This window comes from Neisseria subflava (assembly GCF_003044645.1).
Taxonomy (GTDB): Bacteria; Pseudomonadota; Gammaproteobacteria; order Burkholderiales; family Neisseriaceae; genus Neisseria; species Neisseria subflava_B.
Genome location: NZ_POXL01000008.1, coordinates 21099 through 45424, shown reverse-complemented (window position 1 = coordinate 45424; position 24326 = coordinate 21099). Strand labels below are relative to the sequence as shown.

General features: G+C 45.1%; 19 protein-coding genes and 4 tRNA genes. 2 read left to right on the top strand and 21 right to left on the bottom strand.

Annotation, left to right across the window (positions count from 1 at the left end):
- Positions 1-14: 14 nt before the first annotated feature.
- From tuf (DBY97_RS09260) to DBY97_RS09160, 20 genes are all read right to left on the bottom strand, one after another.
- Positions 15-1199, bottom strand: a complete 1185-nt coding sequence (gene tuf / locus DBY97_RS09260) for an elongation factor Tu (RefSeq protein ID WP_002215366.1) — start codon at positions 1197-1199, stop codon at positions 15-17.
- An 85-nt stretch (positions 1200-1284) separates the two neighbouring features.
- Positions 1285-3390: an elongation factor G gene (fusA, locus tag DBY97_RS09255; RefSeq protein WP_107858161.1), complete on the bottom strand. Its 2106-nt coding sequence runs from the start codon at positions 3388-3390 to the stop codon at positions 1285-1287.
- A gap of 18 nt (positions 3391-3408) precedes the next feature.
- Positions 3409-3879: a 30S ribosomal protein S7 gene (gene rpsG / locus DBY97_RS09250; RefSeq protein WP_002240962.1), complete on the bottom strand. Its 471-nt coding sequence runs from the start codon at positions 3877-3879 to the stop codon at positions 3409-3411.
- 117 nt (positions 3880-3996) lie between these two features.
- Positions 3997-4368, bottom strand: a complete 372-nt coding sequence (gene rpsL, locus DBY97_RS09245; RefSeq protein ID WP_002218431.1) for a 30S ribosomal protein S12 — start codon at positions 4366-4368, stop codon at positions 3997-3999.
- A 329-nt stretch (positions 4369-4697) separates the two neighbouring features.
- Positions 4698-8873 (bottom strand): DNA-directed RNA polymerase subunit beta', encoded by a 4176-nt coding sequence (gene rpoC / locus DBY97_RS09240; RefSeq protein ID WP_107858160.1) that lies wholly within the window; start codon positions 8871-8873, stop codon positions 4698-4700.
- Positions 8874-9029: 156 nt separating this feature from the next.
- The gene (gene rpoB / locus DBY97_RS09235; protein WP_107858159.1) at positions 9030-13208 is read right to left on the bottom strand and encodes a DNA-directed RNA polymerase subunit beta; all 4179 of its coding nucleotides are present in this window, start codon (positions 13206-13208) and stop codon (positions 9030-9032) included.
- A 189-nt stretch (positions 13209-13397) separates the two neighbouring features.
- The gene (gene rplL, locus DBY97_RS09230) at positions 13398-13769 is read right to left on the bottom strand and encodes a 50S ribosomal protein L7/L12 (RefSeq protein WP_003677916.1); all 372 of its coding nucleotides are present in this window, start codon (positions 13767-13769) and stop codon (positions 13398-13400) included.
- 58 nt (positions 13770-13827) lie between these two features.
- Positions 13828-14328 carry a 50S ribosomal protein L10 gene (gene rplJ / locus DBY97_RS09225; RefSeq protein ID WP_107858158.1) on the bottom strand — a complete coding sequence of 167 codons (501 nt, stop codon included), beginning with the start codon at positions 14326-14328 and terminating at the stop codon, positions 13828-13830.
- Between the two features lie 223 nt (positions 14329-14551).
- Positions 14552-15247 (bottom strand): 50S ribosomal protein L1, encoded by a 696-nt coding sequence (rplA, locus tag DBY97_RS09215; RefSeq protein ID WP_003677918.1) that lies wholly within the window; start codon positions 15245-15247, stop codon positions 14552-14554.
- A complete protein-coding gene (gene rplK / locus DBY97_RS09210; protein WP_002220151.1) occupies positions 15247-15681 on the bottom strand; it encodes a 50S ribosomal protein L11 in 435 nt (144 codons plus the stop codon). Before rplK ends, rplA begins: the two co-directional genes overlap by 1 nt.
- Positions 15682-15785: 104 nt before the next feature.
- Positions 15786-16319 carry a transcription termination/antitermination protein NusG gene (gene nusG / locus DBY97_RS09205; protein WP_003680697.1) on the bottom strand — a complete coding sequence of 178 codons (534 nt, stop codon included), beginning with the start codon at positions 16317-16319 and terminating at the stop codon, positions 15786-15788.
- 2 nt (positions 16320-16321) lie between these two features.
- Positions 16322-16597 carry a preprotein translocase subunit SecE gene (gene secE, locus DBY97_RS09200; RefSeq protein ID WP_107858157.1) on the bottom strand — a complete coding sequence of 92 codons (276 nt, stop codon included), beginning with the start codon at positions 16595-16597 and terminating at the stop codon, positions 16322-16324.
- Positions 16598-16730: 133 nt separating this feature from the next.
- A tRNA-Trp gene (locus tag DBY97_RS09195) sits at positions 16731-16806 on the bottom strand.
- A gap of 6 nt (positions 16807-16812) precedes the next feature.
- On the bottom strand, positions 16813-17997 hold the full coding sequence (gene tuf / locus DBY97_RS09190; RefSeq protein ID WP_003684779.1) for an elongation factor Tu: 1185 nt from the start codon (positions 17995-17997) through the stop codon (positions 16813-16815).
- 48 nt (positions 17998-18045) lie between these two features.
- Positions 18046-18120 (bottom strand) — tRNA-Thr (locus DBY97_RS09185).
- A 9-nt stretch (positions 18121-18129) separates the two neighbouring features.
- Positions 18130-18203 (bottom strand) — tRNA-Gly (locus DBY97_RS09180).
- A 31-nt stretch (positions 18204-18234) separates the two neighbouring features.
- Positions 18235-18318: transfer RNA gene (locus tag DBY97_RS09175), tRNA-Tyr, on the bottom strand.
- 98 nt (positions 18319-18416) lie between these two features.
- Positions 18417-18668 carry a YfhL family 4Fe-4S dicluster ferredoxin gene (locus DBY97_RS09170; RefSeq protein WP_003679513.1) on the bottom strand — a complete coding sequence of 84 codons (252 nt, stop codon included), beginning with the start codon at positions 18666-18668 and terminating at the stop codon, positions 18417-18419.
- Between the two features lie 122 nt (positions 18669-18790).
- Complete coding sequence (gene rsmD / locus DBY97_RS09165; protein ID WP_107858156.1) at positions 18791-19363, bottom strand: 16S rRNA (guanine(966)-N(2))-methyltransferase RsmD; 573 nt, start codon at positions 19361-19363, stop codon at positions 18791-18793.
- Between the two features lie 131 nt (positions 19364-19494).
- The gene (locus DBY97_RS09160; protein WP_107858155.1) at positions 19495-19878 is read right to left on the bottom strand and encodes a helix-turn-helix domain-containing protein; all 384 of its coding nucleotides are present in this window, start codon (positions 19876-19878) and stop codon (positions 19495-19497) included.
- Positions 19879-20033: 155 nt separating this feature from the next.
- Here DBY97_RS09160 and DBY97_RS09155 point away from each other — a divergent pair, with 155 nt between their 5' ends.
- On the top strand, positions 20034-21161 hold the full coding sequence (locus DBY97_RS09155) for a DarT ssDNA thymidine ADP-ribosyltransferase family protein (protein ID WP_107858154.1): 1128 nt from the start codon (positions 20034-20036) through the stop codon (positions 21159-21161).
- A 9-nt stretch (positions 21162-21170) separates the two neighbouring features.
- Positions 21171-21887, top strand: coding sequence for a DarT1-associated NADAR antitoxin family protein (locus DBY97_RS09150; protein WP_159069489.1), 717 nt, complete (start codon positions 21171-21173; stop codon positions 21885-21887).
- 63 nt (positions 21888-21950) lie between these two features.
- Here the strand turns inward: DBY97_RS09150 and topA are convergent, their stop codons facing one another.
- Positions 21951-24257, bottom strand: coding sequence for a type I DNA topoisomerase (gene topA / locus DBY97_RS09145; RefSeq protein ID WP_070711747.1), 2307 nt, complete (start codon positions 24255-24257; stop codon positions 21951-21953).
- Positions 24258-24326 lie beyond the last annotated feature (69 nt).

Here is a 24326-nt window from a genome sequence, read left to right as displayed (position 1 = left end):
TCAATATCCCTCAATTAAGCAATTACAGAAGAAACCACACCCGCACCTACGGTACGACCACCTTCGCGAATCGCAAAGCGCAGACCTTCTTCCATAGCGATTGGCGCAATCAGTTCTACAGTAATGGTTACGTTCTCACCTGGCATTACCATTTCTACGCCTTCTTCCAAAGTAACTGCACCAGTTACGTCAGTAGTACGGAAGTAGAATTGTGGACGGTAGTTAGCGAAGAATGGAGTGTGACGACCACCCTCTTCTTTGCTCAGTACGTATACTTCTGCTTTGAACTTGGTGTGAGGAGTGATAGTACCTGGTTTAGCCAATACTTGACCACGCTCTACGTCTTCACGTTTAGTACCACGCAGCAATACGCCTACGTTGTCACCCGCTTGACCTTCGTCCAGCAGTTTGCGGAACATTTCAACGCCGGTGCAAGTGGTTTTTTGGGTTTCTTTCAAACCTACGATTTCGATCTCGTCACCAACGTGGATGATACCGCGCTCTACACGACCGGTTACTACTGTACCACGGCCGGAGATAGAGAATACGTCTTCGATAGGCAACAAGAAAGGTTTGTCCACAGCACGCTCAGGTGTTGGGATGTAGCTGTCCAAGGCAGCAGCCAATTCGAAGATTTTTTCTTCGTAAGCAGCATCACCTTCCAAAGCTTTCAGTGCAGAACCTTGTACGATTGGGCAGTCGTCGCCAGGGAAGTCGTAGCTTGACAACAAGTCACGGATTTCCATTTCAACCAGTTCCAACAGCTCGGCATCGTCAACCATGTCGCATTTGTTCATGAATACGATGATGTAAGGTACACCTACTTGGCGAGCCAACAGGATGTGTTCGCGAGTTTGAGGCATAGGACCGTCAGCGGCAGAACATACCAAGATCGCGCCGTCCATTTGGGCAGCACCGGTAATCATGTTTTTAACGTAGTCGGCGTGGCCCGGGCAGTCTACGTGTGCGTAGTGGCGGGTTTCAGTTTCGTATTCTACGTGTGAGGTATTAATGGTAATACCACGAGCTTTTTCTTCAGGAGCGTTGTCGATTTGGTCGTAAGCTTTTGCAGCGCCACCGAATTTTTTAGCCAAAATAGTAGTCAAAGCAGCAGTCAGAGTGGTTTTACCATGGTCAACGTGACCGATGGTGCCAACGTTTACGTGCGGTTTGCTACGTTCAAATTTTTCCTTAGCCATGAGCTAATTCCTTTACATATAAAGATCGATTAAAGAACAATGGCCGTCTGAAAATTTATTTTCAGTTTCAGACGGCCTTTTCTGATTAGCCTTTGCGGGCTTCAGTTACAGCAGCAGCTACGTGAGCAGGAGCTTCAGCGTATTTTTTGAACTCCATGGAGTAAGTAGCGCGACCTTGGGTTGCAGAACGCAAGTCGGTTGAGTAACCGAACATTTCTGCCAGAGGTACTTCGGCGCGAACTTTCTTACCACCGATACCGTCATCATCCATACCCAATACAACGCCACGACGACGGTTCAAGTCGCCCATTACGTCACCCATGTATTCTTCAGGTGTTTCCACCTCAACTGCCATGATTGGCTCCAACAAAGCTGGATTGGCTTTACGCATACCTTCTTTGAAGGCTTGAGACGCAGCCAATTCGAAGGCCAGTTGAGAGGAGTCAACATCGTGTGAAGAACCGAAGATCAGACGCACACGTACGTCAACTACTGGGTAACCGGCAACGATACCGTTAGGCAAAGTATCGCGAATACCTTTATCGACAGACGGAATAAATTCGCGAGGAATCACACCACCTTTAATTTCATCGATAAATTCGTAGCCCGCACCACCCGGCTCCATAGGTTCCATTTTGATCACAACGTGACCGTATTGACCTTTACCACCAGATTGTTTGGCATGTTTGTATTCAGCTTCAACTTCTTTGCGGATGGTTTCACGGTAAGCCACTTGAGGCGCACCGATGTTTGCTTCCACGCCGAATTCGCGTTTCATACGGTCAACAATAATTTCCAAGTGCAGCTCACCCATACCGGAAATAATGGTTTGACCGGACTCTTCGTCTGTACGAACGCGGAAAGAAGGGTCTTCTTTCGCCAGACGGTTCAGGGCGATACCCATTTTCTCTTGGTCGGCTTTGGTTTTCGGCTCAACGGCAATATGGATTACCGGCTCAGGGAATTCCATGCGTTCCAAGATGATCGGTGCACTTTCTGCACACAAAGTTTCACCAGTGGTAACGTCTTTCAGACCGATAGCGGCTGCGATATCGCCAGCGCGTACTTCTTCAATTTCAGTACGGTCTGCAGCAGTCATTTGCACCAAGCGACCGATACGTTCGCGAGTACCTTTTACAGAGTTCAATACGGTATCACCGGATTTCACCACACCAGAGTAAACGCGGATAAATGTCAATTGACCAACGTATTTATCATTCAACATTTTGAACGCCAATGCAGAGAATTTCTCTTCATCGCTGGCTTGACGGCTGTCAGCTTCTTCAGTGTTAGGGTTAACACCTTGAACTGGAGGAATGTCGGTAGGAGCAGGCAGTAATTCTACAACTGCATCCAGCATACGTTGAACACCTTTGTTTTTAAATGCTGAACCGCACAACATTGGTTGAATTTCACCGGCCAAAGTACGTTGACGCAATGCGCCTACGATTTCTTCTTCAGTCAGCTCATCACCGCCCAAGTATTTGTCCATCAATTCTTCGCTGGCTTCTGCTGCAGCTTCAATCATGTTTTGACGCCATTCTTCAGCAATCTCAACCAATTCAGCAGGAATATCGCCATAGGTAAAGGTTGTACCTTTATCGGCTTCATTCCAAATAATGGATTTCATTTTCAACAGGTCAACGACACCGCTGAAGCTGTCTTCCGCACCAACCGGGATCACGATAGGTACTGGATTTGCGCGCAAACGGGTTTTCATTTGCTCAACAACGCGGAAGAAGTTGGCACCTTGACGGTCCATTTTGTTTACAAATGCCAAGCGAGGTACTTGGTATTTGTTAGCTTGACGCCATACGGTTTCAGATTGAGGTTGAACACCGCCTACTGCACAGTAAACCATTACCGCGCCGTCCAATACACGCATAGAACGCTCTACCTCTACAGTAAAGTCAACGTGTCCCGGGGTGTCGATGATGTTGAAACGGTGCTCAGGAAACTGTTTCGCCATACCAGACCAATAAGAAGTCACAGCAGCAGAAGTAATGGTAATACCACGCTCTTGCTCTTGTTCCATGTAGTCGGTAGTAGCCGCGCCGTCATGCACTTCGCCCAATTTATGAGTCAAACCTGTATAGAACAAAATACGTTCTGTTGTGGTTGTTTTACCCGCGTCAATATGGGCAGAAATACCGATATTGCGATACAGGCTGATAGGGGTCTTACGAGCCATTTTGTTAGCCTTTCGATATTAGAAACGGAAGTGAGAGAATGCTTTGTTAGCTTCAGCCATGCGGTGTACTTCTTCACGTTTTTTCAACGCACCGCCACGACCTTCAGCCGCATCAATCAATTCGCCTGCCAAACGCAGGTCCATAGATTTCTCACCACGTTTACGGGCAGCATCGCGAACCCAGCGCATTGCCAAGGCCAGACGACGTGAAGGACGAACTTCAACAGGAACTTGGTAGTTTGCACCACCTACACGGCGGCTTTTCACTTCCACGATAGGTTTGGCGTTTGCAATGGCTTCGTTAAATACTTCGATTGCTACTTTGCCGGTTTTTTTCTCAATTTGTTCCAGTGCACCGTAAACGATACGTTCTGCAACAGATTTTTTACCGTCAATCATCAATACGTTCATGAATTTAGTCAGCTCAACGCTGCCGAATTTAGGATCTGGCAGTACGTCGCGCTTAGGGACTTCTCTACGTCTTGGCATTTTAATTTCCTTTAGTCTATTCAGTTGGGTCAATTCCCATGAATACCCAATTGAGTATTCACTTACTCGGCCGTTGTTCAGCTTAGGCGGCCGACGTGCCTATTTGAGTCCCGATAATTATTTAGGACGCTTAGCACCGTATTTAGAACGGGCTTGTTTACGGTCTTTAACACCTGCAGTATCCAAAGAACCGCGTACAGTGTGGTAACGTACACCTGGCAAGTCTTTTACACGACCACCGCGAATCAATACAACGCTGTGCTCTTGCAGGTTGTGGCCTTCACCGCCGATATATGAAATTACTTCAAAACCGTTGGTCAGGCGAACTTTACATACTTTACGCAATGCAGAGTTAGGTTTTTTAGGGGTAGTTGTGTATACACGGGTGCACACGCCGCGTTTTTGCGGGCAAGCTTCCAGTGCAGGCACTTTGTTTACGTACACAGGCTTTTGACGGCCTTTGCGTACCAATTGGTTAATAGTTGGCATATTTTCTCGTCCTGTTGAGTTAAATACTTGCCGACACCATGTCGACAAGATTGGAATTATATTTTTATTGCAAGGGTTTAGTCAAGCAAATGACTGATAAAGTTTGGTGTTTTCCAATTTATGCCTAAATTTTAGAAACAAAGGCCGTCTGAAATATTCAGACGGCCTTTGCCATTTTAAATAAGTCCGCAATTTGGTTCTCTACTTATTTTCTCCATTGCTTTCCTTATTTATTCAGACGGCCTTAATCTTTACCCTCTTTTAAGCCCTCTATAAAATAAAACCGCAAGACTGGCTTGCGGTTTTATTTTCACGAAAATCCTTCCGGATCATTCATCTGAAGCTTCGATTTCAGAAGTTTCTTGATCGGCTTGCTGCCATTGTTGGTGACGGCTGCGGTGGTAGGTCAAGCCTGTACCGGCAGGAATCAAACGACCGACAATTACGTTCTCTTTCAAACCGCGTAGCTCGTCTTGTTTGCCCATAATAGCGGCCTCTGTCAAGACGCGAGTTGTTTCTTGGAACGATGCCGCAGAAATGAAGCTGTCTGTAGACAAGGAAGCTTTGGTAATACCCAACAACACGTTTTCATAACGTGCAGGCTCTTTGTCTTCAGCCATGGCTTTTTCATTGGCAAGCATCACATCGCCACGCTCAACTTGTTCGCCGGTAATGAACTCTGTATCACCGGAATCGACAATGTTCACTCGACGCAGCATTTGACGGATGATGACTTCGATGTGTTTATCGGAAATCTTCACACCTTGCAGGCGGTAAACCTCTTGCACCTCTTGAACAATGTAGCGGGCCAATGCTTCGATACCTTGCAGACGCAGAATGTCGTGTGGATCTACGGCACCGTCTACGATGGTTTCACCACGGTTTACCACTTGACCATCGTGTACCAAAATCTGTTTCTCTTTAGAAATCAGCGTTTCGTATGCTACACCGTCTACATCGGTAATAATCAGACGCTGTTTACCTTTGGTTTCTTTACCGAAGGAAACGGTACCGGTAATTTCAGCCAACATGCCGGCATCTTTCGGCACGCGTGCTTCAAACAACTCAGCAACGCGCGGCAAACCACCGGTAATATCGCGGGTTTTAGAAGACGCTTGAGGAATACGCGCCAGCACATCACCCTTACCGACTTCCTGACCTTCACGGATGGTAATCACCGCACCGACCGGGAATGCCATAGAAACTGGGGTAGTCGTACCAGGGATGCAAATTTCCAAACCATTTTCATCCAACAGTTTGACAGTCGGACGCAACAGTTTAGAAGCACTAGAAGAACGACGTTTACCGTCAATCACGACCAAAGTAGACAAACCGGTTACATCGTCAGTTTGTTTCGCAACGGTAACACCCTCTTCCACGTTTTCGAATTTCACCATACCTGCGTGTTCGGTAATCATCGGACGGGTATGCGGATCCCAAGTTGCCAAGGTTTGACCGGCTTTAATGGCTTCGCCGTCTTGTACCAGCAGGATCGCACCGTAAGGTACTTTGTGACGTTCACGTTCGCGACCAATATCGTCGTGAATCACTACTTCACAAGAACGACCGATGACAACCAACTCGCCTTTGTTGTTGGCAACGTAACGCATTTGGCTACTGAAACGAGCTGTACCATTGGATTTGGCTTCCACTTGGCTGGCAGCAGCCGCACGAGATGCCGCACCACCGATGTGGAACGTACGCATGGTCAGCTGAGTACCTGGCTCACCAATGGATTGTGCAGCAATCACACCTACAGCTTCACCAGAGTTAACCAGTTTACCGCGCGCCAAGTCGCGGCCATAACAGTGTGCACACAAACCATGACGGGTTTTACAAGTAATTGGCGTACGGACTTTAACCTCGTCAACACCAGATTGGTCAATGATATCAACTAATTTCTCAGTCAGCAGTGTACCTGCCTCAACCAATGTTTCTCCTGTTGAAGGATCAACAACATCTGATGCTGTAACACGGCCTAAAATACGATCGCGCAACGCTTCAATTACGTCACCGCCTTGTACTACTGCTTTCATGACAAAGCCGTCTGAAGTACCGCAATCATCTTCAACAACGACCAAGTCTTGAGTTACGTCTACCAGACGACGGGTCAGGTAACCAGAGTTTGCCGTTTTCAACGCGGTATCCGCCAAACCTTTACGCGCACCGTGGGTCGCAATAAAGTATTGCAATACGGTCAAACCTTCGCGGAAGTTAGAGGTAATCGGCGTTTCGATAATAGAGCCGTCAGGTTTGGCCATCAAACCACGCATACCGGACAACTGTTTAATCTGAGCTGCAGAACCACGGGCACCAGAGTCGGCCATCATGTAAATAGAGTTGAAGGACTCTTGATCAACTTCGTTGCCGTCACGGTCGATGACTTTTTGTTTGGACAGGTTGTCCATCATCGCTTTAGCGATCTTATCGCCGGCACGACCCCAAATATCGACCACTTTGTTGTAACGTTCGCCGTTGGTCACCAAACCTTGACGGTATTGGTCTTCGATTTCTTTAACTTCGGCATTAGCCTCGGCCAGCAAGGCTGCTTTTTCTTTCGGAATTTCCATATCGTCAACCGCAATGGAAATACCGCCTTTAGCCGCAAAACCGAAACCGGTATACATCAAGTGGTCGGCGAAAATAACTGTATCACGCAAGCCGCACAGACGGAATGATGCGTTAATCAGTTTAGAAATTTCTTTTTTCTTCAGCGCTTTGTTGATGTACTCAAATGGCAGGCCTTTAGGCAAGATTTCGCTCAACAATGCACGACCGACAGTAGTTTCGTAACGGTTAACGACAGGCTCAAACTCACCTGCTTCGTTTTTCACCCATTCACGCAGACGTACGGTAATTTTCGTACCCAGTTCAACCTGTTTGGTATGGTATGCACGATGCACTTCTTTCACATCGGCAAACAGGCTACCTTCGCCTTTAGCATTGATACGGTCGCGGGTCATGTAGTACAGACCCAATACGATATCTTGAGAAGGTACGATGATTGGTTCGCCGTTGGCTGGAGACAATACGTTGTTTGAAGCCAGCATCAGCGTGCGTGCTTCCATTTGTGCTTCCAAGCTCAATGGAACGTGTACAGCCATTTGGTCACCGTCAAAGTCGGCGTTAAATGCGGCACACACCAATGGGTGCAACTGAATCGCTTTACCTTCGATCAGGATAGGTTCGAACGCTTGAATACCCAAACGGTGCAGGGTTGGCGCACGGTTCAGCATAATCGGATGTTCTCGGATCACTTCTTCCAAGATATCCCATACTTCAGGTACTTCTTGTTCTACCAATTTTTTCGCAGCTTTAACGGTAGACGCCAAACCTTGTTTTTCCAATTTGTGGAAAATAAATGGTTTGAACAGTTCCAACGCCATTTTTTTCGGCAGACCACATTGGTGCAGACGCAGGTATGGGCCTACGGTAATCACGGAACGACCGGAGTAGTCCACACGTTTACCCAGCAGGTTTTGACGGAAGCGGCCGCCTTTACCTTTAATCATATCTGCCAATGATTTCAGCGGACGTTTGTTGGCACCAGTCATGGCTTTACCGCGACGGCCGTTATCCAACAGGGAATCAACCGCTTCTTGCAACATACGTTTTTCGTTACGAACGATGATGTCAGGCGCATGCAGTTCCAACAGACGTTTCAGACGGTTGTTACGGTTGATAACGCGGCGGTACAAATCGTTCAAATCGGAAGTGGCAAAACGACCACCATCCAATGGAACCAACGGACGCAAATCAGGCGGCAATACCGGCAGCACATCCATAATCATCCATTCCAGCTTCATGCCGGAACGATGGAAGGCTTCCAATACTTTCAAACGTTTGGCGATTTTTTTGATTTTGGTATCAGAACCGGTAGACTCCAACTCTTGACGCAGGATTTCGATTTCGCCGGTAATGTCCAAGGTACGCAGCAATTCGCGGATACCTTCTGCACCCATTTTTGCATCGAAGTCGTCGCCGTACTCGTCCAGTTTGTTATAGTAATCGTCTTCAGTCAGCAATTGACGACGTTGCAACGGAGTCATGCCGGGATCGGTTACCACAAATGCTTCAAAGTACAATACGCGTTCGATGTCGCGCAAAGTCATGTCCAGTACCATACCCAAGCGGGAAGGCAGGGATTTCAAGAACCAAATATGGGCAACTGGTGCTGCCAATTCAATGTGGCCCATGCGCTCGCGGCGCACTTTGGACAGGGTCACTTCTACGCCACATTTTTCACAGGTTACGCCTTTAAATTTCAAGCGTTTGTATTTACCGCACAAACATTCATAGTCTTTGACCGGGCCAAAGATTTTGGCACAGAACAAACCGTCACGCTCAGGTTTGAACGTACGGTAGTTGATGGTTTCAGGTTTTTTAACTTCGCCATAAGACCATGAGCGGATGGTTTCGGGAGAGGCAATACCGATTTTGATGGCATCAAACTCTTCTTCCATGCCGGCAGTTTGCAACGGATTAAATAAGTTCAACAAATTCATTTTTGCTCCTTGAAGGAAGTATTTTTACCGCATGGCGGATTTTCGATATTGGGAAACGGTACTTTTGATTTCAGACGGCCTAAATGCCGATTGCTTCATTCTTATTCTGAAACCGCTTTTTCAGACGACCTTAAAAGGCCGTCTGAAAACTTCTGTTTAGTAACGTTCCAAATCGATATCCAAGCCCAGTGAGCGAATCTCTTTAACCAATACGTTGAAGGATTCAGGCATACCGGCATCGATTTTGTGTTCGCCTTTGACGATGTTTTCGTACATTTTGGTACGGCCGTTCACGTCATCAGACTTCACAGTCAGCATCTCTTGCAGCGTGTATGCCGCGCCGTATGCTTCCAATGCCCAAACCTCCATCTCACCGAAACGTTGGCCACCGAACTGAGCTTTACCGCCCAGAGGCTGCTGGGTAACCAGACTGTATGGACCGGTAGAACGAGCATGCATTTTTTCGTCAACCAAGTGGTGCAGTTTCAGATAGTGCATCACACCGACTGTAACCTTACGGTCAAATGCTTCGCCTGAACGGCCGTCATACAACGTGATTTGCGTTTTACTGTCGTTAAAGCCCAGTTTTTCAACCTCAGGATCTTCGCTTGGGTAAGCCAAGTTCAACATTTCGCGGATTTCAGACTCTTTCGCACCATCGAATACAGGAGAGGCGAAAGATGCACCTTTGCGCAGGTTAGAAGCCAATTCGATGATTTCTTCATCTGTCAGGCTGTCCAAATCTTCTTTCTTACCGCTACCGTTGTAGAGCTTGTTCAAGAATTCGCGCAGCTCGCTGGCTTTGCGTTGCTCTTTCAGCATACGGTCGATGCGTTCACCGATACCTTTTGCCGCCCAACCCAAGTGAACTTCCAAAATCTGACCGATGTTCATACGAGAAGGTACGCCCAACGGGTTCAGTACGATGTCTACCGGACGGCCGTCAGCCATGTAAGGCATGTCTTCCACTGGCAGAATGCGTGATACCACGCCTTTGTTACCGTGGCGACCCGCCATTTTGTCACCGGCTTGCAGACGGCGTTTGATGGCGATAAATACTTTCACCATTTTTTGTACGCCCGGTTGCAGCTCGTCGCCTTGGGTCAGTTTTTTCTTCTTGATCTCATACAACTCATCCGCTTCTTCGCGTTTTTGTTGCAGGCTCAATTTAATCAGTTCCAACTGTTTGGCCAAATCTTCGTCAGCCAGACGGATGTCAAACCAATCATGTTTGCTGGACAGGCTTGCCAAATATTCGGTAGTGATTTCGCTGCCTTTAGCCAGCTTCATCGGACCACCATTGGCTTTTTGACCCACAATCATACGTTCGATACGGTCGAATGCGTCATTATCGAAAATACGCAATTGATCACCCAAATCTTGACGGTAACGTTTCAATTCAGAATCAATAATGGATTGAGCACGTTTGTCGCGTTGAATACCTTCACGAGTAAAGACTTGAACGTCGATAACGGTACCGCTCATGCCGGTAGGCATACGCAATGAAGTATCTTTTACATCAGATGCTTTTTCACCGAAGATGGCACGCAGCAGTTTTTCTTCAGGAGTCAGTTGGGTTTCGCCTTTAGGTGTTACTTTACCTACCAAGACGTCACCTGCTTCTACTTCTGCACCGATATACACGATACCGGATTCATCCAAACGGTTTTGCATACGCTCAGACAAGTTCGGAATATCGCGGGTAATGTCTTCCGCACCCAATTTAGTATCACGTGCAACAACGTTCAACTCTTCAATGTGAATCGAAGTATAACGATCGTCCGCAGCCACTTTTTCTGAAATCAGAATCGAGTCTTCGTAGTTGTAACCGTTCCATGGCATAAAGGCGATGGTCATGTTTTGACCCAAAGCCAACTCGCCCAAGTCGGTAGATGCACCGTCGGCCACCAAGTCACCACGTTGCAACACATCGCCTGCTTTTACGGCCGGACGTTGGTTGATGTTGGTAGATTGGTTGGAACGGGTGAATTTAACCAAGTTGTAAATATCGACACCCACTTCACCGGCAGTCGCTTCATCATCATGAACACGAACTACAACACGGTTGGCATCTACATACTCAACCACACCGCCGCGGCGGGCAACGATTGCAGTTGCAGAGTCAACGGCAACAGAGCGCTCGATACCGGTACCAACCATCGGTTTTTCAGGGCGCAGACACGGTACGGCCTGACGTTGCATGTTGGCACCCATCAATGCACGGTTCGCGTCATCATGTTCCAAGAATGGAATCAGAGATGCTGCAACGGATACCACTTGACCGGTTGCCACGTCCATATATTGAACGCGGTCAGGCGTTGCCATAATGGTTTCGCCTTTTTCACGACAAGTGACCAAGTCGCCAATCAAATTACCATCTTTGTCCAAATCGGCATTCGCCTGTGCAATCACATAACGGCCTTCTTCGATAGCAGACAAGTAGTCGATTTCTTCAGTTACTTTACCATCGACAACACGGCGGTAAGGAGTTTCCAAGAAACCATAATCATTGGTACGCGCATAAACGGACAATGAGTTGATCAAACCAATGTTTGGACCTTCAGGTGTTTCAATAGGACATACACGGCCATAGTGGGTCGGATGTACGTCTCGCACCTCAAAGCCTGCACGTTCGCGAGTCAAACCGCCCGGACCCAATGCAGATACACGGCGTTTATGGGTTACTTCAGACAATGGGTTGGTCTGATCCATAAATTGGCTCAATTGGCTGGAACCGAAGAATTCTTTAATCGCGGCAGAAACAGGTTTCGCATTGATCAAGTCATGCGGCATCAAGTTCTCAGATTCTGCTTGGTTCAAACGCTCTTTAACTGCACGTTCTACACGAGCCAAACCGCTGCGGAATTGATTTTCAGTCAACTCACCCACAGAACGAACACGACGATTACCCAAGTGGTCAATATCGTCTACTTCGCCATGACCGTTACGCAGTTCAACCAATGTAGCAATGGAAGCAACGATGTCTTCAACGCTCAGAACGTAACCGCCTTTTTCAGATGCACCAGCCAAAGTTTCGTTCAGCAAACGGCCATACCAAGAATTTTGTTGTGCTTCAGACAATTTTTGCTCGTATGTGCGCGTATTAAATTTCATGCGGCCTACGCGAGACAAATCATAGCTGTCTTCACTGAAGAACAAACGGTTGAAGAGCTGCTCAACAGCTTCTTCGGTAGGCGGTTCGCCAGGACGCATCATACGGTAAATCGCTACGCGTGCAGCCTGCTGATCAGCAGTTTCATCTGTACGCAGAGTGCTGGAGATGTAACCGCCTTGATCCAATTCATTGATATAAAGGGTCGTAATTTCTTTTACACCATGGATATCAAGTTTGGCCAACAGTTCTTCTGTAATTTCATCGTTAGCAGAAGCCAATACTTCGCCAGTTTCCGGATCAATCAGATCAGCAGCCAATGCTTTGCCTATCAAGCTTTCTGGCTCTACATCCAAACGAGTCAAGCCTGCATTGGTAATATCACGGATATTTTTCGCAGTAATGCGTTTACCTTTGGCAACCAGTACATTACCTTCTTTATCCAAGATATCAACTTTGGCAGTTTCACCTTTCAGACGGCCTACAACCAGATCAGTTTGAACACCGTTTGAAGACAAATAGAAAGTTTCTTTGTCGTAGAAAATATCCAAGATTTGTTCATTGTTGTAGCCCAAAGCTTTCAACAAAATCGTAACCGGCATTTTACGGCGACGGTCGATACGGAAATACAGCAAATCTTTCGGATCAAATTCAAAATCCAACCATGAACCACGGTAAGGAATAATACGAGCAGAGAACAACAACTTACCGGAAGAATGTGTTTTACCACGGTCATGCTCAAAGAACACGCCAGGAGAACGGTGCAGCTGGGAAACAATCACACGCTCAGTACCATTAATGACAAAAGAGCCGCTTGGTGTCATCAATGGGATTTCACCCATATATACTTCGTTTTCACGAACTTCTTTTACAGTCGGCTTAGATGCTTCTTTATCCAAAATTACCAAACGGATACGGGCACGCAATGGAGCCGCGTAAGTAATGCCGCGCAATTGACATTCAGGAATATCGAATAAAGGCTCGCCCAATGTGTAATGCACAAACTCCAAGCGCGCATAACCATTATGGCTCACAATCGGGAAAATAGAATTAAATGCTGCTTGCAGACCATCATCAGTGCGTTGGTCAAAAGCATTTTCCAGCTGCAAAAATTTCGCATAAGAATCAATTTGGGTTGCCAGCAGGAAAGGAACATCTAAGACATTCTCTCGCTTTGCAAAACTCTTACGGATACGTTTTTTCTCGGTAAACGAATAGCTCATATACACTCCGAAAAGCAATTTTAAATAATAGGCCGTCTGAAACAACGGCATGCATCAACCTGATATTTACATTTATTTGCAATGATTTTATAAAGACTATGCAAATAAATGTAAACAATGCCTGATGCTTATTTTAAGAAGCAAAATAAGGCTGGCAGAAAACTGCCAGCCTTCATAGGAAGCACCAAATTATTTGATTTCGACTTTAGCGCCGGCTTCTTCCAGTTGTTTTTGGATGTCTTCAGCTTCAGCTTTAGAAACACCTTCTTTCAGAGTTTTAGGTGCACCGTCAACGATGTCTTTAGCTTCTTTCAGACCCAAACCAGTGATAGCGCGGACAACTTTAATCACGCCAACTTTTTGATCACCGGCAGAAGCCAATACTACGTCGAATTCAGTTTTTTCTTCAGCAGCAGCTGCACCAGCACCTGCAGGGCCTGCAACTGCAACTGCAGCAGCAGAAACGCCAAATTTTTCTTCAAAAGCTTTAACCAGGTCGTTCAATTCCATTACGGTCAAAGAACCAACGGCTTCCAAAATGTCTTCTTTAGTAATAGCCATGCTATTTATACTCCAAATATTGTATTAAAAAATAATTGATTAAATGAAACAAAATCGATTAAGCGGCTTCTTCGCCAGCTTTTTTCTCTGCCAAAGCAGCCAAACCACGTGCAAAGCCTGATACGGGAGCTTGCATAACGAACAACAGTTTGGACAACAGCTCTTCGCGACTTGGAATAGAAGCCAACTCAGCAACCTGAGCAGGATTCATCACTTCGCCATTGTAAGAACCGGCTTTAACGATAATTTTGTCATCTTTTTTCGCGAATTGGTGCAGCACTTTAGCAGCAGCAACAGCATCTTCAGAAGCAGCATAAACCAATGGACCAACCATTTGATCGGCCAAATCTGCGAATGAAGTACCTTCTACTGCGCGACGAGCCAGAGTATTTTTCAGAACGCGCAAGTAAACGCCTTCTTTACGTGCATTCGCACGAAGCTCAGTCATGCTGGAAACACTGATACCGCGATATTCAGCGACTACGAGAGTTTGAGCGTTAGCAATTGCTGCGCTAATTTCCTCTACGGCCACTTTCTTGGTTTCAATATTGAGACTCAAGGTCTACCTCCCACTGTTTATAAACAGGATACCGAAATGATATCCCACCAGCGCGGTAACCTAAAAAGACATCTTACAAGCAATCTTGCAATGTGTTTCAGGACTACCGTCTGCGTAGGGCAGTTACGATTAAATCTTACGATCCCTACGGTCTTGGACATCTACTTAATTTTAAGTAGCCCAAATTCAGGCAATCCAGAAAACCGGATCACCTGAAAATTTCTTAGTTGTTCACGCTTGCAGTATCAACGCGAACACCCAAACCCATAGTGCTGGATACAGCAACTTTTTTCAGGTACTGACCTTTAGCAGCGGCAGGTTTGGCTTTAACGATAGCATCCAGCAACGCATTGAAGTTTTCTTTCAAGTCAGCTTCAGCAAAAGAAGCACGACCGATAGTTGCATGAACGATACCGGCTTTATCTGTACGGTATTGTACTTGACCTGCTTTTGCATTTTTAACTGCTTCAGCAACGTTAGGAGTAACAGTACCTACTTTAGGGTTTGGCATCAGACCACGAGGACCCAAGATGGTACCCAATTGACCAACGATACGCATTGCATCAGGAGAAGCAATAACAACGTCAAAGTTCAGATTACCAGCTTTAATTTCAGCAGCCAGATCTTCAAAACCGACAATATCTGCACCAGCTTCTTTAGCAGCATCTGCATTTGCACCTTGAGTAAACACAGCTACGCGAGTTGTCTTACCGGTACCTTTAGGCAGAACGACTGAACCACGAATAACTTGGTCAGATTTACGAGGATCAACACCCAGGTTGAAAGATACGTCAACAGACTCGTCAAATTTAGCGGTAGCAGCTTTTTTAACCAGAGCAATTGCTTCGTCGATTGCGTACAGTTTGTTAGCTTCAACAGAAGAGCGCAGAGCTTTCAAGCGTTTAGATACTTTAGCCATTATACAACACCCTCCACATCCAAGCCCATTGAGCGAGCAGAGCCAGCGATAGTACGAACAGCCGCATCCAAGTCGGCAGCAGTCAAATCAGGCTCTTTAGTTTTAGCAATTTCTTCCAACTGAGCACGAGTCAATTTACCCACTTTGTTAGTCAGAGGATTAGAACTACCTTTTTGCAGACCAGCAGCTTTTTTCAACAAGATAGAAGCTGGTGGTGTTTTCATCACAAATGTGAATGACTTATCTGCAAATGCAGTAATCACGACTGGAATTGGCAAACCAGGTTCCATACCTTGGGTTGCAGCATTAAATGCTTTACAGAATTCCATGATGTTCAAACCACGTTGACCCAAGGCTGGACCAACTGGGGGAGATGGATTGGCTTTACCTGCAGGAATTTGCAGTTTGATGTAGCCGATAATTTTCTTTGCCACTTAAGGACTCCTAAAAACGGGTATAACGCGGAACCATTCCGCTTCCCAAACAGAATTTGCGATTATATCTGCTTAAAAAAAAATTTTCAAGCGAATTAAACCACTTAAATCTTTTCAACCTGACCGAACTCTAATTCAACCGGTGTTTCCCGACCAAAAATTTGAACTGAAACACGCAGTCTATTACGCTCGTAGTTAACTTCATCAACAATTCCATTGAAATCAGCAAATGGACCTTCATTCACACGAACCTGCTGACCCACTTCGAATTCAACTTTTGGTTTTGGCTTCTCAACACCTGTTTTGGCTTGTTGCAAAATAGCATCTGCATCTTTTTGAGAAATTGGGATTGGACGATTTCCGCTACCACCTACAAAACCATTTACTCGAGGGGTACTCTTAACCAAGTGCCATGAATCATCGGTCATTTCCATTTCAACCAACACATAGCCTGGATAGAATTTACGCTCACTGATGGTTTTTCGGCCATTCTTGATATCTACCACTTCCTCTACAGGAACGAGAATCTGACCGAAATATTCTTCCATGTTTTCACGAGCAATACGCTCTTTCAATGTTTTTTGAACATTTTTCTCGAAACCGGAATAGGCCTGTACCACATACCAACGCTTTGACATCTTTACCCTTTCCTATTTAATAAAACATCAAAAAACAACCATGAAATAATTGTATCTGCCGCATAAATGAAGGCTGCTAAAACTGCAACGAAGATAATCACAAATACAGTCATTTTGACCGCTTCATCACGACTCGGCCAAACCACTTTCTTGAACTCGGTCCAAGAGCTCTTAAAATATGCAAACAGACCTTCTTTCTTCTCAGTAGCTGGTTTACTGCTTACCACTACTTCCTTTTTCTGATGGTCTTCTTTGTGTCCAGACGGATGTTCTGTCATCTTTACTCACTTATCAATGCCCCACCCACCATCCATTTTAGATGGAAACATTGATCCATATAATTAATTCTAGATAATCTTAAAACTTAAGTACAAAAAAATTAACCGGCACAAGGCCGGTTAATTTTTTATTTGGCAGGCCAAGAGGGTCTCGAACCCCCAACCCTCGGTTTTGGAGACCGATACTCTACCAATTGAGCTATTGGCCTCTAAACTTAAGCGATAATAGAAGAAACCACACCCGCACCTACGGTACGACCACCTTCGCGAATCGCAAAGCGCAGACCTTCTTCCATAGCGATAGGCGCAATCAGTTCTACAGTAATGGTTACGTTCTCACCCGGCATTACCATTTCTACGCCTTCTTCCAAAGTAACTGCACCAGTTACGTCAGTAGTACGGAAGTAGAATTGTGGACGGTAGTTAGCGAAGAATGGAGTGTGACGACCACCCTCTTCTTTGCTCAGTACGTATACTTCTGCTTTGAACTTGGTATGAGGAGTGATAGTACCTGGTTTAGCCAATACTTGACCACGCTCTACGTCTTCACGTTTAGTACCACGCAGCAATACACCTACGTTGTCACCAGCTTGACCTTCGTCCAGCAGTTTGCGGAACATTTCAACACCGGTACAAGTGGTTTTTTGAGTTTCTTTCAGACCTACGATTTCGATCTCATCACCAACGTGGATGATACCGCGCTCTACACGACCGGTTACTACTGTACCACGGCCAGAGATAGAGAATACGTCTTCGATAGGCAACAAGAAAGGTTTGTCCACAGCACGCTCAGGTGTTGGGATGTAGCTGTCCAAGGCAGCAGCCAATTCGAAGATTTTTTCTTCGTAAGCAGCGTCACCTTCCAAAGCTTTCAGTGCAGAACCTTGTACGATTGGGCAGTCGTCGCCTGGGAAGTCGTAGCTTGACAATAAGTCACGGATTTCCATTTCAACCAGTTCCAACAGCTCGGCATCGTCAACCATGTCGCATTTGTTCATGAATACGATGATGTAAGGCACACCTACTTGGCGAGCCAACAGGATGTGTTCACGAGTTTGTGGCATAGGACCGTCAGCTGCGGAACATACCAAGATAGCGCCGTCCATTTGGGCAGCACCGGTAATCATGTTTTTAACGTAGTCGGCGTGCCCCGGGCAGTCTACGTGTGCGTAGTGACGGGTTTCAGTTTCGTATTCTACGTGTGAGGTATTAATGGTAATACCACGAGCTTTTTCTTCAGGAGCGTTGTCGATTTGGTCGTAAGCTTTTGCAGCACCACCGAATTTTTTAGCCAAAATAGTAGTCAAAGCAGCAGTCAGAGTGGTTTTACCATGGTCAACGTGACCGATGGTGCCAACGTTTACGTGCGGTTTGCTACGTTCAAATTTTTCCTTAGCCATGGCAATATCCTATAATCTAAGCTTTTGAAAGAAAGGGTAATAATGAGATGGTGCCCATGGGCAGATTTGAACTGCCGACCTCTCCCTTACCAAGGGAGTGCTCTACCCCTGAGCTACATGGGCGAAATTGTTTGGAGCGGGTGAAGGGAATCGAACCCTCACCGTAAGCTTGGAAGGCTTCTGCTCTACCATTGAGCTACACCCGCATACTCACTATTTGCTCCAAGTAAGAATTTTTGGTGGAGGGAGAAGGATTCGAACCTTCGAAGCTCACGCAACAGATTTACAGTCTGCCCCCTTTGACCGCTCGGGAATCCCTCCAAAAGAGAACGCTAGTTTATTGGCAACTCAGATTTCCGTCAAGATTTTTTTTCATTTATTTCTTTAAAAATATCCAAGCTTTTGCTTTTAAACACTATTTACTTAAACTGAATGATTTTTTCGTACTTGGCCATCAGTTCTTCGTGCGTTTCAGGATGTTCTTCATCGATCAAGATACAGTCGACAGGACATACCTGTTGGCACTGCGGCTCATCGTAATGGCCCACACATTGCGTACACAAATTTGGATTGATTTCGTAAATTTCTTCACCTTGCGAAATGGCATCATTAGGGCATTCCGGCTCGCACACATCGCAGTTAATGCACTCATCTGTAATAAAGAGCGACATTTCTATTTCCTTTTTTCTTAAATTATCAAAACCGATTGGGCGCGGATTATAGCACAAATGACGTCGGAACAATCCGTTTGAAAGAATGTTTTACACCTTGGGAATGATTCTCAAATTCTATACTATTCAGCAACTTGCGAATAGAGCAACAATTCAAACCTACTCATTCCCGCCTTTCCTTCCCGATAAATTTCCAGCCAATCCGGTTTTTCAGGCAGCTTCCCTGCTTCAATATAGACCATTGCCCCATTTTTCAAGTGGCTTTGCAATCGGATAAACAGATTTTGCCAATCTTCCCATGCAAACGGCGGATCAAGGAACACAACATCAAATTTTTCAGACGGCCTTGTCAGATAAGCCATGCTGTCTGAACACTCAATTTTCGCCTGTTTCAAACCTAATTCACGAACATTTTTCTGAAGTGTTTGCACAGTTTGGCGGTGGTTATCGACCATTACCACTTTTGCCGCATGACGAGAAGCCGCCTCCATTCCCAAAGCACCACTGCCGCTGAATAAATCTAATACTGTTTTGCCGGTTAAATCCTGACTCAACCAGTTAAACAGTTTTTCACGCACGCTATCAGGTGTCGGACGCAAACCATCTGCGGACAGAAAAGTTAACTTTCTTCCCCTACATTGTCCACCGATGATGCGTACTTGATTAGTGTGTTTGGAATGTTTGTTGTTTGCCATGATTCTTAAAAGATGCCGGGTTTTCAGACGGCCTCAATTATATAGTGAAACTACTACTAAACCGTATTCCCTTCTATCCTTTACAATACAAAAAGGCCGTCTGAAAATCATTTTTCAGACGGCCTAGGCTTTTACTTCTGCACAGAAGCAGCCAACTGCCTTAACAACTCAATTTCCTTATCCTTCTGCTCCAGCATTTCCCGGCAATGTTTTAACTCCTGATTCAACAACTCCAATTTCATAGCTATATCACTTGAGGCATATAAAGCGATATCGCCTCCACTGTCTCCTTCATTAATCTGCAAAACCATCCCGTTATTACTTGATTTTAACAAATCCCACATATCTACTTTAAAGATAGCCGCCAACTGCTCCAGTCTTGGAATATTCAATTGTGTCTCACCTCGCTCAATCTTAGCGTATCCGCCGGCAGACATGGCTAACTTTTCCGCCATTTCTTCCTGAGACCATTTATTTAATTCGCGTATCAAGCGGATCTTTTCGTGAGTTTCCATAGGCTAAACTTTCTGTATAGATGGTTGAATTATTGGGATAGATTTTAAACTTTTAACAGCTGGTTATGCAATATTCAATTAGATACCATTATTTTAATATTTATTCTAGATATCTTCTTTTATAACCCAGTCTTATTCTTTTTTTAATATACGAAATGAAAATTACACCTATATCACATACATCTATAGACACACAAACGGCTAACTCCGAAATCCTAAATTTGAAAAAATTAGGTAAATTCTATTGTTTTTATAGTGCAGAATACGATACCAATATTTGGTATAATTCTGAAATCAATACACAATCAAACAATAACGACCGTCAAATAACCGATGATCCTCTTTTAAACATAATTAAAAGCAGAGGAATAAAATGGTTATATCATTTTACTCCTAAGTCGAATATAACTGATATATTGAATAATGGATTAAAGACTAGAGATTTAATTCCCATTAATGCCAAGGTTACAGATAGTCATCGTTTTGATAAATATTCAAATACTATTTGCCTTTCAATCGGTAAACCTAATTATTGGATGCTTAAGCGCAAACAAAATAATGGTTTGGATCTATGTCTGCTTCTTGTAGACTCTTCTATTCTGATCAATAAGAAATGTGCTTTTTTTCCACATAATGCAGCTACAGCCTGTTATAGAAAATTTTCATTCGAAGAAATGACTGGTGCCGACCGCTTTGAAGCAATGTTTGCACCATCAGTGAGTATAGAAAAAGCTAATGGCTCCATTAATACCTTTACTCGAAAAACGTATTTTTTAGATTACGAACCTACCTCAGACCAAGCAGAAATTCAGTGCTGCGAGAATATTGAGCCTAAATATATCCATTTTATTATTATGGATAATTTTCCTATTAATGCATCTGACTTACAGAAACTTGCTGAAACACTGACAGAACAAAAGTTAAAAGAAAATTCTACCATATCTAATCTACCATACCTAGGAGGACATAAAATTAACTCCCAAAAAGAAGAATCTTCTGAGTTACGTCACCAGGAAAGAGAAAAATTACTTAAATCATTAGTAGTACGTAATGAAAGTATAAATAGACAAGATAAAATCCAATACACCAACAAATCTCATATTAATAAAAATGAAGGTAAATCTAACTCAACATTCTCGAACACAACCAATAATCTAAAAAAACATGACTACAAAACAAGTTCGACCAATGATCGTGATACCTTCTCCCCATCTTCAAGTTTCAATGACGGCTGTGCAACTTTGATTATTATTGCGGTCATTATAATTTGGTTACTATTTTAATAAGGATATATGATGAACAACAATGCCAAAAAAAAGAGTATTGGATCCACTACCCGACCTATTTTTGTACCTGACTCCCAAAGTATTGGTGTCAAAGAAATAAATATTAGCTTTGACTGGCATATGGGCATGACAAAAATTGTCAGACAACGGTCTATTGATAGCTTGCATGAAAACGCAAAAAAACAAGGATTTGAAAGGATATTAGAAGCATCCAGCAAATCAAAGCAAAGCATCGGTATTCAACTAAGTGCTTTTTTTCTAAAAAATGAAAATAGAATTCCTGTTGAAAATCTGTTTCAAAGTAGTAAAGTTTTTGAGAAAGGTGGACCCTTTTTAGATCTATTGAGAAAAATGCCACGAGATGCCAAACGTGATGAGCGACTAAGATCTCATGGAAAAATGATCCGTTTCACATATGAAAATCGTGATTTCCCCTTAGACCCAAAAAGTTTATTCTATGACTGGTTATATATTAAAACTCTTTTCGATTGCCAAAATAATTATGATTTAAAAGAAGAGTTCATAGATAGAAATTTTCAAGCATTTAGTGATATTGAATTTAATCCAACAAAATCTTTTAGTTGTCAAGCAAGAACATTAGCACTGACAATGTCGCTTTATCAAAATGAAAGCATAAAAGATTTTATCTATGATCCAGTAAAGTTTTCTCAAGAATTTAATTTATATCCATCACCACTAGGAGAAACAGAACAACTATTCTAATTCTAACAAGGCCGTCTGAAAATCATTTTTCAGACGGCCTTTTGCTATCCAAGCTTTAAGCAATTACTCTTTCGGTGCAGGCGGTTCAATCTGTTCTTTCCAGCCGCATTCTTTTTGCGGGCAGACTTTTTCGACGCCCCAGCGTTTGGTGGTTTTGATGGTTAAAACCGGCCATGCACATTTCGGACAAGTTTCTGCAATGGGCGGATTCCATGTGGCGTAGTTGCAATCCGGATAAGTGCTGCAACTGTAAAACAGTTTGCCGTAGCGGGATTTGCGCTCGACGAGGTTGCCTTTTTTACATTGCGGGCATTGGACACCGGTATCTTTCGGTTTTTCCAGCGGCTCGACGTGTTTGCATTTCGGATAGTTGGCGCAGCCGATGAATTTGCTGCCGGTGCGGCTGTATTTGTACACTAGGCGACCGCCGCATTTAGGGCATTCGCGTCCGTCAAGTTCGGCTTGCTCTGCTTCAGCTTTGGCGATGCGCTCGGCGGCTTCTTCGGCGGTTTCGTTAACGTTGCGCGTGTAGCTGCACTCGGGATAACCGGCACACGCGACGAAACGACCCATTTTGCCGAATTTGATTTGCAGTTTGTGTTCGCCGCATTTCGGACAGGTTTCGTCGAGTTCCTGCGTGGTAAATTTGGCGCGTTCGATGCCCTCTTTTTCTTCCACTTGCTTGATAAACGGCTTCCAGAATTTATCCATAACAGGAATCCATTGGCGTTTGCCGTTGGCAATTTCGTCAAGCTGGTCTTCAAGTTTGGCGGTGAAGTGGTAGTCGACGTATTGGGCGAAGTGTTCGGTCAAGAATTTATTGACGATGTCGCCTGTATCGGTAGGCATGAAGCGTTTTTGCTCAAGGGTAACGTATTCACGGTCTTTGAGCGTGGAAATAATGCTGGCGTAGGTGGAAGGGCGGCCGATACCGTATTCTTCGAGGGCTTTAACCAGTGTGGCTTCGTTGTAGCGTGGAGGCGGAGTGGTGAAGTGTTGTTCGCCGTAAAGTTTGTCCACAGGCAATTTGTCGCCTTCGCTCATTTCGGGCAGTTTTTTGCTGTCTTCGCCTTCTTCATCATCGCTGCTTTCTTCATAAACGCTCAAGAAGCCTGCGAAAGTTTGCACTTGTCCGGTTACGCGGAACACGCCTTTGCCGACGGTAATATCGACGGTGGTTTGGTCAAATTTGGCGGGCGTCATCTGACAGGCAACGGTGCGCTGCCAAATCATTTGATACAGTTTGAACTGGTCTGCGCTCAGGAAGGGTTTGACGCTTTCAGGCGTGCGGTACACGGAAGTCGGACGGATGGCTTCGTGGGCTTCTTGGGCGTTTTTGGATTTGGTTTTGTACTGCTTGGCCGAACTTGGCAGATATTCTTTGCCGATTTTGTTTTCGATGTAATGGCGAATTTCAGTTAACGCTTCATCAGCCAAATTCACGCTGTCGGTACGCATATAGGTAATCAGACCGATGGCGCCCTGCCCTACGTCTATACCTTCGTAAAGCTGCTGGGCGGTACGCATGGTACGGTCGGTGGTAAAGCCGAGTTTGCGCACGGCATCCTGCTGCATGGTAGAAGTGGTGAACGGCGCGGCAGGATTGCGGCTGCGCTTTTTCTTTTCGATGGCGGTAACGACGGCCTCTTTGCCTTCGAGTTCTTTCAACACGTCAGCTTGAGCGGCTTCGTTCGGCAGATCGAATTGCTCGAGTTTCGCGCCGTTGTATTGGGCGAGTTTGGCGGTGAACTTGCTGCGGCCTTTGTGGCTATCGAGATGTACCGTCCAATATTCCTGCGCTTCAAACGCGCGGATTTCATTTTCGCGTTCGCAAATCAAACGCAGTGCGGGACTTTGCACGCGGCCTGCGCTCAAACCGCGGCGGATTTTTTTCCATAACAATGGCGAAAGGTTGAAACCGACCAGATAGTCCAAAGCACGACGGGCTTGTTGCGCATCAACCAAGTCCATTTCGATTTCGCGCGGATGGGCAACGGCATCGAGGACGGCGTTTTTGGTAATTTCGTGGAACACGACACGCTGCGGCTTGATGTTTTTCAAGCCGCGTTTGGATTTGAGGATTTCCAAAAGATGCCAAGAAATGGCTTCGCCTTCCCTATCCGGGTCGGTTGCGAGGTAAATGTTTTCGGCTTCTTTGGCACCGGCGACGATGGCATCGACGTGTTTGCTGTTGCGGCTGATCAATTGGTATTTCATGGCAAAGCCGTTGTCAGGATCGACTGCTCCGCTTTTCGGAACCAAATCGCGGACGTGGCCGTAAGACGCCAAAATTTCAAAATCACCGCCTAGATATTTCTTCAGGGTTTTGGCTTTAGACGGGGATTCGACGATTAATAGGTTTTTCGCCATTGTTGTTCTCTTTTGGATGTATTGGATTTATGTTTCAGACGGCCTTTATGATTGAGGCCGTCTGAAAAA